12 protein-coding genes and 1 riboswitch are annotated in these 14,606 nt (G+C 32.6%); of the genes, 5 read left to right on the top strand and 7 right to left on the bottom strand.

Features of this window, described 5'->3' with window-relative positions; translation table 11 throughout:
* Nucleotides 1-193 precede the first annotated feature (193 nt).
* A complete protein-coding gene (locus tag ACJMLB_RS04060; protein WP_292778727.1) occupies nt 194-526 on the bottom strand; it encodes a hypothetical protein in 333 nt (110 codons plus the stop codon).
* 92 nt (nt 527-618) lie between these two features.
* Nucleotides 619-2,244: an AarF/ABC1/UbiB kinase family protein gene (locus ACJMLB_RS04055; RefSeq protein WP_296856085.1), complete on the bottom strand. Its 1,626-nt coding sequence runs from the start codon at nt 2,242-2,244 to the stop codon at nt 619-621.
* Between the two features lie 164 nt (nt 2,245-2,408).
* Nucleotides 2,409-2,559: riboswitch (FMN riboswitch) on the top strand.
* A 162-nt stretch (nt 2,560-2,721) separates the two neighbouring features.
* Here ACJMLB_RS04055 and ribB point away from each other — a divergent pair.
* Both ribB and tfrA read left to right on the top strand, forming a co-directional pair.
* The gene (ribB, locus tag ACJMLB_RS04050) at nt 2,722-3,363 is read left to right on the top strand and encodes a 3,4-dihydroxy-2-butanone-4-phosphate synthase (RefSeq protein ID WP_295608406.1); all 642 of its coding nucleotides are present in this window, start codon (nt 2,722-2,724) and stop codon (nt 3,361-3,363) included.
* A 100-nt stretch (nt 3,364-3,463) separates the two neighbouring features.
* The gene (gene tfrA / locus ACJMLB_RS04045) at nt 3,464-5,122 is read left to right on the top strand and encodes a fumarate reductase (CoM/CoB) subunit TfrA (protein ID WP_296856088.1); all 1,659 of its coding nucleotides are present in this window, start codon (nt 3,464-3,466) and stop codon (nt 5,120-5,122) included.
* Between the two features lie 688 nt (nt 5,123-5,810).
* Here the strand turns inward: tfrA and ACJMLB_RS04040 are convergent.
* Nucleotides 5,811-6,266 carry a MarR family winged helix-turn-helix transcriptional regulator gene (locus tag ACJMLB_RS04040; protein ID WP_296856090.1) on the bottom strand — a complete coding sequence of 152 codons (456 nt, stop codon included), beginning with the start codon at nt 6,264-6,266 and terminating at the stop codon, nt 5,811-5,813.
* A gap of 188 nt (nt 6,267-6,454) precedes the next feature.
* Here ACJMLB_RS04040 and ACJMLB_RS04035 point away from each other — a divergent pair, with 188 nt between their 5' ends.
* Both ACJMLB_RS04035 and ACJMLB_RS04030 read left to right on the top strand, forming a co-directional pair.
* Entirely contained in the window at nt 6,455-7,564 is a 1,110-nt protein-coding gene (locus ACJMLB_RS04035) for an aldo/keto reductase (RefSeq protein WP_405323868.1), read from the top strand.
* Nucleotides 7,565-7,616: 52 nt separating this feature from the next.
* Nucleotides 7,617-8,081, top strand: a complete 465-nt coding sequence (locus ACJMLB_RS04030; protein ID WP_405323866.1) for a flavodoxin — start codon at nt 7,617-7,619, stop codon at nt 8,079-8,081.
* Between the two features lie 120 nt (nt 8,082-8,201).
* Here the strand turns inward: ACJMLB_RS04030 and ACJMLB_RS04025 are convergent, their stop codons facing one another.
* Nucleotides 8,202-9,530, bottom strand: coding sequence for an amidohydrolase family protein (locus tag ACJMLB_RS04025; protein WP_405323864.1), 1,329 nt, complete (start codon nt 9,528-9,530; stop codon nt 8,202-8,204).
* Nucleotides 9,531-10,417: 887 nt separating this feature from the next.
* Here ACJMLB_RS04025 and ACJMLB_RS04020 point away from each other — a divergent pair.
* Complete coding sequence (locus ACJMLB_RS04020) at nt 10,418-10,993, top strand: carboxypeptidase-like regulatory domain-containing protein (protein WP_405323862.1); 576 nt, start codon at nt 10,418-10,420, stop codon at nt 10,991-10,993.
* 33 nt (nt 10,994-11,026) lie between these two features.
* Here ACJMLB_RS04020 and ACJMLB_RS04015 read toward each other — a convergent pair whose 3' ends face one another.
* From ACJMLB_RS04015 to ACJMLB_RS04005, 3 genes are all read right to left on the bottom strand, one after another.
* The gene (locus tag ACJMLB_RS04015) at nt 11,027-11,908 is read right to left on the bottom strand and encodes a hypothetical protein (protein WP_405323860.1); all 882 of its coding nucleotides are present in this window, start codon (nt 11,906-11,908) and stop codon (nt 11,027-11,029) included.
* A gap of 188 nt (nt 11,909-12,096) precedes the next feature.
* A complete protein-coding gene (locus tag ACJMLB_RS04010; protein WP_296856105.1) occupies nt 12,097-12,246 on the bottom strand; it encodes a hypothetical protein in 150 nt (49 codons plus the stop codon).
* A gap of 546 nt (nt 12,247-12,792) precedes the next feature.
* Nucleotides 12,793-14,592 carry a DUF2357 domain-containing protein gene (locus ACJMLB_RS04005; RefSeq protein WP_405323858.1) on the bottom strand — a complete coding sequence of 600 codons (1,800 nt, stop codon included), beginning with the start codon at nt 14,590-14,592 and terminating at the stop codon, nt 12,793-12,795.
* Nucleotides 14,593-14,606: the final 14 nt, after the last annotated feature.

Raw genomic sequence — 14,606 nt, 5'->3', positions numbered from 1 at the left:
TTTTTTCAAAATTTTTATTTAACAATTAAAACCAGCTATTTTTAAAAGATCAAAACTTATGAAAGGGCTTTGAAAATTAATTAAAAAAAGATTTAAAAATAAAAAATTAGTGAAAAAATTAATTGAAAAATATTAAAAAAATAATTAAAAAATAAAAAAAGAAAAAATAGAAGAAAAATAATTTAAAAATAAATTATTCTTCTGCTTCTGCTTCCTTTTCAGCTTCAATGATTTCAATTTGGTTTTCAAACCATGGAAGAATGTCTTCATCTTCAGCATGGTATTCCGCTTTAGCCTGTTCGAATTCTGCTTTTGCATCTTCAACATTGCCTTCTTGAGCTTTTACCAAAATGGAAGCCAAAATAGCGGTCTTGTCTTCTGGAGCTTCTGCTTTCCATTCTTCAATGATTTCTTTCAATTTAGCAATATCTGCTTCTAATGGCTCTTTATTGGCTTTTATCTCTTCAAAGAGTTTCATGAAGATAATTGCTTTTCCGACTTTTTTTGCTGCGCTTTTAATTCCCATATTAAATCCTCCTTTATAGAATTTATTTGTAATTTAAATGAATTTAACTTACTTATCAGCTTAGAATTAATTTGTAATTTTGAAATTTGAACTTATTTGTCAAGGAGGACATATTTTATAACTATGTAAAATCCTAAGACTGCACTTAATAGGAATCCGAATAGACCAATTGCAGAAGTGTCCCACATTTTTGGTCCGCTGTTTGATAGGATAGCCAATGATGAACCTATGATAAGTGCAGATATTATGAGTGATGCTGAAAGCTGATTCTTAAGTTCAGTCAATCCTTTAAGTTCCAAATTGACTTTTATTTCTCCTTTTTCCACTTTTGTAAGGGTGGAATTTATCCTATCAGGCAAATCCTTCATTAAATGTTCAACATCCAATAGATAGTCATAGCTTCCTTTTGCAACATTCACAGGATTGAACTTATTGACAACTAATTTTTTGGAGAATCTTTGAAGTGCCTCTCCAATATTGAAGTCCTTGTCCAAATTATATCCTATATCTTCAATAAGTGCCACTCCTCTTCCAATCATGACGAATTCTCTTGGAAGTGTTACTCCATGCTTGATCATGGTGTTGATTAATTTTTCCAAAACACCATCCATTTGGTCCAAATCAGCACCAATGTAACGATTTACCAAATCCTCGATATCCATCCTTAACTCTTCAGTATCCTGTTCAGGAGAGATGATTTTCATATAAAGCAATTGCTTGACAAGGCTGTTTGCATTTCCTCCTAGCAATAATAAGATCAATTGAGCCAAGTCACTGCGGAAAGTTTCATTCAATATTCCCATCATACCTAAATCAAGGTAGCAGAGCTTTTTCTCTTCTGCATCTATGATCATGTTACCTGGGTGAGGGTCTGCATGGAAGAAACCGTCAATCATCATTTGCTTGAAATAGGATTCGACTATATCATTTGCAATTTTCTTGCCTGATATGCCTTCAATCTCATTGTCATACAAGTCGGTGACATTATATCCTTCAACAAGCTCCATATTGATGAGCCTATTGGTACATAGCTTAGGATATACTTTAGGATATTTCACATAATCATGACCTTCAAAGTTCTTGGTGATCTTTTGAATGTTCATGACCTCTTCCATATAGTCAAGTTCCTTGAAAATGGATCTTTCAAATTCCTTTATGATTGCCGGCAAGTTGAATGTTCTTGTTTTTGTAATGTACCTGTCAGCCTTTTCAGCCAAGTAAACCATTATCCTTACATCAGATGCAACGATATCATATGAACCTGGCTTTTGGACTTTCACAGCTACATTTTCACCAGTTTCCTTCAATGTGGCCTTGTAAACCTGACCGATTGACGCTGACCCGAGTGGCTCCTCTTCAAATTCGGAGTACACTTCATCCAATGGCTGACCAAGTTCAGTTTCTATCACTTCCCTGATCTCTTCAAATGGGGTGACAGGAGTGTTATCCCTAAGCTTTGTCAGTTCCTCTGCAATCTCATTTCCGACAAGGTCAGGCCTTGTACATAAAAGCTGACCTAATTTGACATAAGCCGGGCCTAATTCCTCCAAGGCCATTCTAATTCCAGAAGAATCCAATTCATCTTCATATTCACCTTGAGAGGGGTATTTAGGTTTTCTAGATTCAGATATCAAATGTCCTACATTATACTTCTTAGCAACGTTACGGATTTCGTTAATCCTTTGACTAGCTTCCTTTATTTCTTCTCTTGATGCCATAATATCCTAACCAAATTACATGAATTAAACATTATTATGATAATGTTTATAAAAAAAAGTTAAAAAATTTTTCTTAATATGATTAACATTTGTTAAAATAATTTATTTATATATAAAAAAGATATATAAAAAAGTATTTTAATCACTTACAATATATTTTAATATACAATTCTCAGGGCGGAGTGAAATTCTCCACCGGTGGTGATTCATTAGTGCAAAAATTTTTTCTAAAAATGATAAGTCCACGAGCACAATTGTGTTGATTTGGTGAAAGTCCAAAACCGACGGTGACAGTCCGGATGGAAGAGAATATGAGTTTAAAGTAAATAGGTTAGATAACTCTATGTTTGATTAATAGAGAATAGCTAAAAATCTAAAAAAAATCACCTTTACTTAAAAATAAATATCCTTTTTTTGCCCTGATTCTAGTAACTAGAATTAGAAAACTTTTAATTTAAACAACTAAGGAGCTTTACTATGAATCATGAAGAAAGTTTAAAAGGAAGTCCTCAAGAAAGAGTGGAAATAGCATTGGATGCAATTAGATCAGGAAATGGAGTCATTGTAACTGATGATGAGACACGTGAGAATGAAGGAGACATGATCTTTTCATCAGAACACTTGACTGAGGAGCAAATGGCACTTCTCATAAGAGAAGGAAGTGGAATCGTATGCTTATGCTTAACTCCTGATAAGGCAGATGAATTGGAACTTCCTTTAATGGTAGAAAACAATACAAGTACCTATGGTACTGGATTTACAATAACAATTGAAGCAGCAGAAGGAGTAACCACTGGCGTATCTGCAGCAGACAGAGTAAAAACCGTTAAGGCTGCATCAAATCCAGATGCAAAGCCAAGTGATTTAAACCACCCAGGTCACGTATTCCCTCTTAGAGCAAGAGAAGGTGGAGTGCTTGAAAGAGATGGCCATACTGAAGCAACCATTGATTTAATGAGACTTGCTGGCCTTAATCCTGCGGGGGTATTATGTGAAATCACATTGCCAAACGGAACCATGGCAAGGATGCCAGATGTTATTGAGTTCTCAAAAGAGCATGACATGCCTGTTGTAACAATTGAAGATATTATTACATATCGTAAAGAAAATAACGTTTAACCAAGCTTTTTGACTTCGTCAAAAACCTTGACCAAAATTTTTTGCAATTAAATTAAAAAACTAGCAATTGATTAAAAAAAAACAACTAAGAAGGGAAATTATGGAAATTAAAACTATCACAACTGATGTATTGATTATAGGTTCTGGTGGTGCAGGCTGTAGAGCAGCAATTGAAGTGTCCAATCAAGGAAAGGAAGCATTGATTGTTTCAAAAGGATTGACTTTCAGATCAGGCTGTACTGGAATGGCTGAAGGTGGATACAATGCTGCACTTGGACTTGTAGACCCAGAGGATAGTGTAGAAGCGCATATTAAAGACACCTTAAAAGGTGGTAGCTACCTTAATGACCCTAAATTAGTAGACATTCTAATCAATGAATCACCTGACAGACTCCGTGACTTGGAAGAGTATGGCGCCCTCTTTGACAGACAGGAATCCGGTGAATTGAACCAAAGGCCATTTGGTGGTCAAACCTATAGAAGAACCTGTTTCCAAGGAGACAGAACCGGCCATGAAATCATGACTGCACTTAAGGAAGAAATCATCAAGCGTGGCATCAAGACCATTGATGAAGTGATGATTACAGCACTTATCAAGGATGACTCAAACAACATCCTCTCAAAAGTGATCGGTGCAGTTGGACTTGACCTCAAGAACAATGACATCATCTATTTCCAAGCTAAAGCTGTTGTTCTTGCAACTGGTGGATCCGGTCAATTGTTCCCTGTAACCTCAAATACAACCCAAAAGAATGGGGATGGATTTGCACTTGCATGGAATGTTGGAGCAGACCTGATTGATATGGAAGAGATACAGTTCCACCCAACAGGTATGGTCTATCCGGATTCAAGAAAGGGAGTTCTTGTAACTGAAGCGGTAAGGGCTGAAGGCGGAAGACTCATCAACAGCGAAGGTGAAAGGTTCATGGGCCGATACGATGACCGTATGGAACTTGCTACCCGTGACGTTGTTGCAAGGTCAATCTACAATGAAATCATGGAAGGAAGAGGAACCGAACATGGTGGAGTCTACCTTGATGTAAGCCACCTCGACCCAGACTTGATTGATGAAAAGCTTGAAACAATGGTGCTTCAGTTTGAAGACATTGGAGTGGACATAAAAACCGAACCAATGGAAGTTGCACCTACTGCACACCATCATATGGGAGGGGTCAGAATCAACGAAGATGGTCAATCCACTGTTGAAAACCTATTCGCTTGCGGTGAAGTATGTGGAGGAGTCCATGGTGCTAACCGTCTTGGAGGTAATGCACTTGCAGACACTCAAGTGTTCGGTAAAAGAGCAGGATTTGCTGCAGCTCTTGCATGTGACTTGACTGTCATGCAGTACAATTTCACAGCTGTTGAAGAGGAAAAGAATAGAATAGAATCATTGATGAAGGAAGGTTCCATCGATCCAATAGCTATGAAGAAGGAAATCCAGCAATTGATGTGGGAAAAAGTCTCAATTGTAAGAAATGAGCAAAACCTAAAGTCCGCTCTTGAAAGACTTCTTGAAATGAAAGAGGAATTGAATGACCTCAATGTTGATGACAGGACTCAATTCAATGAATCACTCCTTACCGCTCTTGAAGTAATCAACATGGTTGAAATCTGTATCCTTATCGTAAAATCTGCAATACTCAGAAGAGAAAGTAGAGGAGCACACTTCAGAGAAGACTTCCCAGAAACTAACGATGAGCTTTGGAAAAAGAGCATTATCATGGGACCAAATAAGATTAGATTTGCTAAACGTTAGTAAGATTGACTAATTTTTATCAATATCTTTTATTCTAATTTTTGTGGAGTTCAGCTCCACTTTTTTTATCTTGGAAAAAATAATTCGTATTGTAATAAACTATTTTTTTAAGAATATTATTATATTAATTTAACAATATTATAATTGATTAAAACTGTTAAATTGACTTAATATTTGTAAATTGATATTAAATTAAAAAAATAAATCCAAAAATTAGTTAAATTAATAAATAATTAGTTTTAAACTAATATTTGGCAATTCTAAATTTGGAAATTTATCTAGAACTACAAATTTTAAGCAGGAGGAAAAACACAAGTATGCTCCTGACTAAAAGACAGGAGGTGGTTCTATGATGGATGAAATTTTAAAACTACTACGTGCCATTAGTTTAATAAATAGAATTCATATTACCTTTTGTATAAAAATTAATTAATTTGTAAAAATTTTTAAATACTGAGTAATTTAAATTTTCCATTTTTAGTTTTGCCTTAGAAATTTCTAGAGATAAAAATATTTAAATATTTAAAAAAACTATATTTAATTAAATACTTGTGTGTCAATCTCATTTGAGATTGATTTTTCCTGCTAGTGGAGATTTATCTCCACTTTTTTTATCTTGTAAAAAATAGTTCGTGTGAAATGAAATAATTTATGTAAAAACTTGTTTTAAAAAAATAAAAAAGGAGTTTTAAAGCTTTTGAGTGTTTAGAACCAACTTCAATAAGGATTTTTTCAAGACTTTTCTCTCATCCTCATCGATTCCATCCATTACTGTATCTTCCCAGTAATCGATGTACTTTAATATCTTATCAGTTCTTTTAATGCCTTTATCAGTTAATTTAACTAATTTTCTACGCCTATTAGATGGATCTTCTATTCTTTTAATAAGACCAGCCAATTCAAAACGCCTTAGAAGCTTTGCAGTGTAACCATCACTGACCTTGAATAGATTCACCAATTCCTTTTGAGTTCCTTCAGTGGAAAACCTTATTCTGAGTAAAAAAGGAAGTTCAACTAAACTGATGTCTTCATCTACAAATTCCTCATCAATGTAATTTTTAAAGCTTCCTACCAATTCCTCTACAAAGTGATAAATTCTAATGTCCTCAGGATTTTCATTAATAAACTGATTAGGCAATTCCATATTTACACCAATTCTAAAACAATAAAGCTTATTCTCTTTATATAAACTATATCTTTCAATCTATTTAAATATTTTCATTAGATAACTGTTTCCTTAGGAAAGATTTATATATTATATCAAATATAATATTTTTAAAAATATATGAAAATTCAAGAGAATATTATAATCTAATTAAACAGGTGACAATTATGAGCGATGATGTTATGTTTGGATTTGGAGCTATGAGATTGGATTTGGAAGATGAAAACAATCCAAGTTCCATAAATTACGATGATGTTACAGAAATGATTGACTATTATATGGATCAAGGTTTCAACTACTTTGACACTTCCTATGCATACCACAATGGTGCTTCTGAAGCTGCCTTAAAGATTGGACTTGTAGAAAGATATCCAAGAGAATCATTTAAGATAGCTGATAAGATACCTACATGGGCTTTAACTAGCGAAGAGGATAATCAAAAATTTGTAGATATCATGCTTGAAAGATTGGGAACAGATTTCTTTGATGTATTGCTTATCCACAATATCAATGAAGCATTCCTTCAAATAGCTGAAAACTGCAACAGCTTCGATTACATTAAGAAAATGAAAGAGGAAGGAATAGCTAAGAAAATAGGTATCAGTTACCATGACAGGGCGGATCTTCTTGAAGAAATCCTTGAAAAATACGGCGATGAAATAGATGTAGTGCAACTTCAATTAAACTACCTTGATTGGGAAAGCAAACTTACCGAATCCAGAAAGAATTATGAAATCTGTGAAAAATTCGGCAAGGATGTAATTGTAATGGAACCAATAAAAGGTGGAACTCTCTACAATTTGCCTGACGACATTAAAGAAAAATTTGAAAAAGAAGGCATGACACTGGTTGAAGCTGCCTTAAGATTTGCAGCAAGCCATGAAAACGTCAAAGTGGTTTTAAGTGGTGTAGGAAACCTCGAGCAGATGAAAGAGAACTGTGGAGTATTCAAGCCATTTGAACCTATGAGCGAAGAGGAAGAGAAGTTCGTGCTTGAAATGGCAAATGAAATCAAGGAGCTCATTGCAATAGACTGCAGTTATTGCGGATATTGCCTAAAGGAATGCCCAGCAGGAATCCCTATACCTGATTTCTTTGAATTGTACAACAGTGAAAAGATGTATTCACTTCCTTCATTGCATGCTATCTATGGAACAACTGCAGCTGCAAATGCACCGGCATCTGCATGTACTGAATGTGAATCCTGCATGGCAATCTGTACCCAAAAACTAGACATTCCAACACTTTTAAAAGATGTTGTAGATACATTTGAATAATTCTAAATAATATAATGAATAAATTTTTTAAATCAATAAAGATGGTGATAAAATGAAAACTTTAGTAGCTTATTTCTCAGCAAGAGGAGTAACCAAAAAAGTGGCAGAAAAAGTGGCAAATGCACTTGATGCAGACATCTTTGAGATTACTCCTGAAACTCCATATACCGCAGCAGACTTGGATTATATGGACAAGACAAGCAGATCAACTATTGAAATGAACGACAAATCTTTCAGACCTCCAATCAAGGAAACAATTGATGTGGCTGAATATGATACTATCCTCATCGGTTTTCCAGTATGGTGGTATACAGCACCTACAATAATCAACACTTTCATTGAAAGCATTGACATTGCTGGAAAAACTGCAATAGCTTTCTGTACCTCTGGTGGAACTGGAATCAGCGGTTGTGAAAACGACTTGAAGAACGCTTATCCAGAAGCTAATTGGAAACCAGGAAGAAGATTATACGGCAGAGAAAGTGATGATGAAATAATCAATTGGGTAAATGAATAAATATTCTAAATGAAAATGAATAAAAAATTATTCATTTTCTTTTTTTATAAACCCAAAAATAGTTCGTAAAATATAAAATAAATTTAGGAATTAAAAAAATAATAGGAATAGAAAAATTGCCTATTCCTCAGCTTCAGCTTCCCTCAACTCTTTCATTTCAGCAATAGCTCTTTTTGCCTCACTTAAGATATGGCCTTCATCAACAGTGAGAAGCTTTCTGTTTTCCATCAATATTTTTCCATTACAGATAGTGGTGTCAACATTTGAACCATTTGCTGAATAGACCAAGTTTGATGAAAGTGCATTGCTCATTGGAGTCATGTTAGGATGATTTGTGTCAACGAGAATAAGATCTGCCTTTTTGCCAACTTCAATTGAACCTGCATCAATGCCTAATGCATTTGCACCATTGAATGTTGCCATATTTATCACTTCATCTGCAGTTGCAAGTTTTGGATTGAGAGTAGAAACCTTTTGAAGTAATGCTGCAAATTTCATCTCATCGAACATGTCAAGATTGTTATTGCTTGATGCACCATCAGTACCTAATCCAACACATACACCTTGACTTAATAGTTCACCTATAGGTGCTGCACCAGATGCAAGTTTCATGTTACTGCAGGGGTTGTGTGAAACCTTGACATCATACTTTTTAATCAAATCTATCTCATTTTGGTCTAACCATACACAGTGAGCCGCAACAATATCACTACCTAATATGCCCAAGTCATCTAAATACTCGAAGGGCCTTTTATTTTGATGGTTTTCCTTACAGTCATTAATTTCCTTCATTGTCTCATTCATATGAATGTGGATACCAACTTGGTACTTATCAGCTTCCTTTCTGACCCTCTCTAGAAGCTCACTTGAAGTTGTATAAATTGAGTGTGGACCAAACATTGTAGTGATTCTTCCATCAGCAGTGTTGTTGTGATTTTTTATGAGTGCAATGTTTTCCTTGAATTCGTTTTCACGTTTTTCCTCAATGCCGAAATCAATCATACCATATGACAACACTGCCCTCATACCAATTTCTTCAACTGCCTGTGCGACACCATCCATATAGAAGTACATGTCTGAAAATGTTGTTGTACCACTCTTGATCATTTCAACTGCACCAAGAAGTGCACCTACGTAACAGTACTCCCTGCTTAAGTGTGCTTCCATAGGCCAGATGTGATCGTTAAGCCAAGTGTCCAATTCCAAATCATCAGCTATTCCACGTAAAAGTGACATTGAGATGTGAGTGTGAGTGTTGATGAGCCCTGGCATCAATATCTTGTCTGTTGCATCAATTATCTTTTCTGCATTTGATTCATCGATTGAATTGTTTATTTCTGCAATCCTATCTTCAACAATCAATACATCTGCAGATTTCTCTTCTGTTTTTCCATTTCCCAATGGATTTAGTATAGTTGCATTTTTGATTAATATATTTTGACTTTCCATTGAAACACCTATGAATTTAAGTAATGATATTTTTTAACTGATTTTTTTATCTAATATATATTTTTGATTAGATTAAATTTAAAGATTTTTATTATTGAGACATGGTAAAAAAAAACAATCCTTATTTAAAAATAGTGTGGCAAATATAGATTAATAGCTAAAGAAAGATTAAGACTAAAATATACGAATAAAAAGATTTGTTTAAAAAAACCAATTTTCAATTATGATAGTAAAGGGTTTTCTGTATAAACATATATTTTAGGAAAAATAATATTAGTTCGATAGTTTTAATAAATTTTTTTAATTATATAGTTTTAGGGTAAATTTTATCTCAAGTCTTTAGCTAAAAATCTATATAAAGTATAATTGAAAAAATATCCATTATACTTTATTTAATATTTGTTATTACTATCATATAAATTTTTTTAATTGCAAATTGATAAAAAGAGTAAAATTCAGATAAGAGTGAAATATTTAAAAAATAGCTTAATAGGACTTAAGAAAATCTTTAGAAAGGTATTTTAAGAGCAGCATAAAATGCTGCCCTTAACATGATTTGATAACTAAAGTGATATGTATTCTAATCTCAGATATTAGAAAATATCACAAGATATGATTTATAAAAAGTCATTTAAGTATTTTATGATTAATCGATTGATTAAAAATGGGAAAGAATGGAGAAATCTTCCTCAATAAATAGAAAAGAATAAAATAAAAAAATCCCCCCTCACTAAAATAGAAAATAAAAAAATAAAAAAAATCCCCTCTCACTAAAATAGAAAAGAATAAAATAAAAAAATCTGCACCCACTAAAATAGAAAAGAATAAAATAAGAATAAAATAATAATATTAATTAACTAAAATCAAAAATTAATTTGGGGGTTAATATGAATACAAAAGATATCATATACATATGCGCTACAATAATCATTATTCTTGCAATTGGAATGTTTGTACTGTCCCATCCTTTTGGAAGTGCTGAAAAAACTGCAATTCTCACTATGGAAAGCAACCAACAGCTTAATGAAGGGGATAGCCTGGTACTAAAGCTTTCTGATGAGAATGGAACTGCAATTTCAGGTGAAAGGATTGAGATAAACCTTACTCATGAAAGCAATGGAGTAACTGAAAACTTCACTCTCAAGACAAATGCAAATGGAGAGTGCAGATTGGAAGACATGATAGCAGACAACTTTACATTAAGCGCTAAATTCAATGGAAACAAGGATTATGAACCGGCTATGATTACTGGAACAATATATGTAAAGAAGATTGCTCAATCATCAAGCAGTGACAAGTACAAAACAGACAATAAGGTGGATGATGTCATTGACGGCTGGGATCCAAAAGAGCATGAGGTTTCAAGAGAAGACCTTGGTGATGGAACATATAGAATAACCTACGATGACGGATACTTTAGAATCGTGGATGAAGAAGGAAACATCTTGACTTATGGGTACTGATTTCTATCAGTACTTTACTCTTTTTTTAAATAATTATTTTTCCTTTAAAGAATTTATCTCTTCTATTGATAGGCCAGTAAGTTCGGAAATTACATCAATATCCATACCTCTCATCAACATCCTTTTAGCTACTGAAATAATTCCATCTTTTCTACCTAATTCCACTCCTTCACCAATACCTATAGATTTGCCTTCTTTTCTTCCTTCTTCTATTAAATCTCCACTTGTTCTTTTAACAAAAGATAATAAATGACTTGACTCCATCATAATATCACCAAAATTTTTTAATTCCTCTTTATCTTTTATGAATTTATTCCCTAAAATCAATAGAATTGACTTTACTTGATCTTTAACAAAGTCAGATTCAAATCTTGCCTTATTCGTCAAATCTCCAACTTCAAACAACAATTCCTTTTCATTAAAGTCCGATTTCATAAAAACAATTGAAATCAATGAAACGATATCTTCACCATTAAAGGTTTCCTTGTTCCTTATTTTTGATTTTATACTATTTAAAGCTTTCAATCCGTCCCTATCCTTTAACGATATGATATAAATAGTAAACACATCATTATGATGCCATTTTTCTATTTTTCGACTTTTATCTTCGACTGTACTTATAATAAAGGTTTTTACTGGAAGTTTGAACTTTACAAATAAGGATGATGCATAATCAAAGATCCTAATCTCATCCTCTTCGCTTAAGACAGTTGATTGGAATTCAACATTGATGATTTCATAATTTCTAGACAGGCCACAGTAATCCAATCTGCGATTCATGCAATTGGTGGCCATGAGCTCTGTAGGAAGTGGAACTATTATCTCCTCATCAATTCCAATTCCCTTTAAAAAATCATGCATTGTAAAATCAATCAATATCTTAAAGGACTTGTCTTCATGCTGGCTTATTAACATGCTTACACCTCTTTAACAGTGAAATAAAATCTATAAAAAGAAGCATATAAATTTTTTCTAAAAAATAAGAGCAATTTAATAGTTAAATCGAAAAATAACAAGTTTAATTTAATATTTATAAAAAATAGTAAAAAATAATAGAGATATAATATTATAACAAGATTAAAACAATTTTTAAATTAAGAAATTTACCAGGATTCTAAATCCTTTAGAAACTCCTCTTTAGATAAAGCTTTCTTATCTGATTTGTCCATACGCTCTAAAGCACGATTGGTTCTATCAATAAAATCATTATCCTCTTTATTTTCATCGGTAGAGGAATTTTTTCTAATCTTCAATGTAAAATCTCCAGAATTAAAAAATAATTAAAAATAAAAAAGCAAATCAATAAAAGATAACCAACCCCTACAATATTAGCTTAAAGGAACTAACATTTTCTAATCAAAGAAAATCATCCTTATTTTCGATTAAATGATTCAACCCCCAAATATAATAACTTTTGCATTAATGATCTTATAAAAGGGAACCATTAATCAAACCCCTTTAAGATAATTAATGTTCCAATTCAAAGATAATTAATAGTTATTACATGTTCCTAGAGAATCAGATAAATCTCATTTAAGGACAACTGTAACCAACCCTTTTATTAAAACAATAGTATACTATTATTTACAATTGATATTTTATTTTATTAAGTATATTAAGTTTTTTATTTGATTAGAAATGCTTAATTAAGTTAAGAATTAATTCCAAGGAATTTTAAAAAAGGAATTTGAAAAAGAAACTATATGCAAGTGATAATGAAGTTGATAGATAAGTGATAGATATATGATAGATACTTGATAGATATGTGATAGATATATGATAGATATTAGATAGATAATTTAATTTATTAAACCGTTTAAATCCAAAATCTTATCACGAATGAAATCAATCAATTCTTTTTTATTCTCTGATGCTCCTCCTGGATTTAATGGAAATGCTCCTACTGATTTTAATCTCATTTCCTCTTCATGATACAATTTCTTCTTTTCACCAGGATAAAGAACATAGGCGCCAATTGTATCTGCAATAGCATCCTTATAAGCATGCATCTTTACAACATCCTCATTCTTGAAGGATTCATCATTGATGTTCAACTTGTATTTTGCATCAAAATGAATGATGTATCTTTCATCTCCAATATGAATTATCAAGCTGTAATCTGGCCTTAAATTGACTGAATAGGAATTATAATCATTGAATTTGCTTTTACTAAATGTTTTGTTATACAATAAATCTATTCTGATATTTTCATCTTTAATATTGAAATTGAATTTTTTGACAATGCCCTCTCTTAATGATATTGTCATCTTATCTTCACTAAGTGAGAATATGTCATTGAAATCTATTGTAGAATCACAAAGATTGCTGATTATATCAGCCAGCTCAAAATAGCACCAATACTCATAAAGCTCAAAGACCTTTTTCTCATTGCCCTTGAATACATCGGTGAGTTCATCCCATTTCAGCTTGAATCCTAACTCAAACATCAGATAGTATTGGAGTATATCACGATACCCCTCCTTTTTTTGAAGAAGCTGTGAATTTAAAGGAACATAATCCATCATACCTATATCTTTAAAGTATCTCTGTGAAAGATAAGCACTAATTGTTTCCTTGTATGTATGGAGTTTGTCTTTGATGTATCCTTCTGTAACATTTTTCAATAATTGATTGATTAGAGTCTCAATGGATTCCAAAAAGTTCTTGTAAAAACGATTCTCAGGAACATCTATGTTGTCAATGTATTTTGTCTCATTGATCTTTAGTGGAATATGGCCTTTTGTTTGCTTATACCATATTGAATCTGCATCATTAGTCTTTGTCAAATTATCAGAATTGGAAAATACGTCTATCAAATCATTTGGATTTATATTGGATGCAAATGATGTAGGAACCTCTTCTTTTGTATCGATTAGTGCGGAATACAAGTTTCGGGAAAGATATTCTATTGTAGACGGCAGGTTTTCATCCTTAAACAAGTATTCAAGCAACATGAATTCCTCATAGCTTGACTTATCCTGTATATTGTCAAGATCAAAAAGTTGGGATAATGGTGAAGATGATTCATATATCAGACTTTGGGAATATTTGGATAAATCTCCAATCATGGAAGCATATTCAGTTGCATAATCGATTTTGCGAGAGCGAACTTCAAATGGAATCTTAAAGACTGATTTGTTGTTTTCATAAATGTCAAAATAGCTTTTTCCAACATAAGATCCAAAGGATAGGAATCCATTATAGCTGTGTGGAAAGAGCTCTAAGACTCTAGCTTCAAATTTTAATAAGGAGTGGAAAACATCCAAATCATTGAATTCCTTGTCCAATTTATAGTTTGGCTTAAAGCTTAAGTTATATCTGAAGTCCTCTAAAAGCATTATGTTGATATAGTTCTCACTGTTTTTGTAAAATTGAATAGGAGTTTTATTGTCATATTCATAGACTAATGGGACATTATACAAAATCAGAGTGGCATAGGAAGGTATATTGTATATGGAATTGTCTAGTTTGATTTCTTTATTAAAATCTACAATAGTCCTTGTGGATTTTGTAGAACGTTCCAGTACAATTGAAAGTTTGATAGTTCCTAAAAGCTCTCCTTCATCATTATGCGCTTTTATTTTAATATACTGTTCCATGCTTTAACCCATAA

The sequence above is a fragment of the Methanobrevibacter sp. genome, from assembly GCF_045114555.1.
In the GTDB taxonomy this organism is placed as follows: domain Archaea; phylum Methanobacteriota; class Methanobacteria; order Methanobacteriales; family Methanobacteriaceae; genus Methanobrevibacter.
This window is presented reverse-complemented; position numbering and strand designations above follow the sequence as displayed.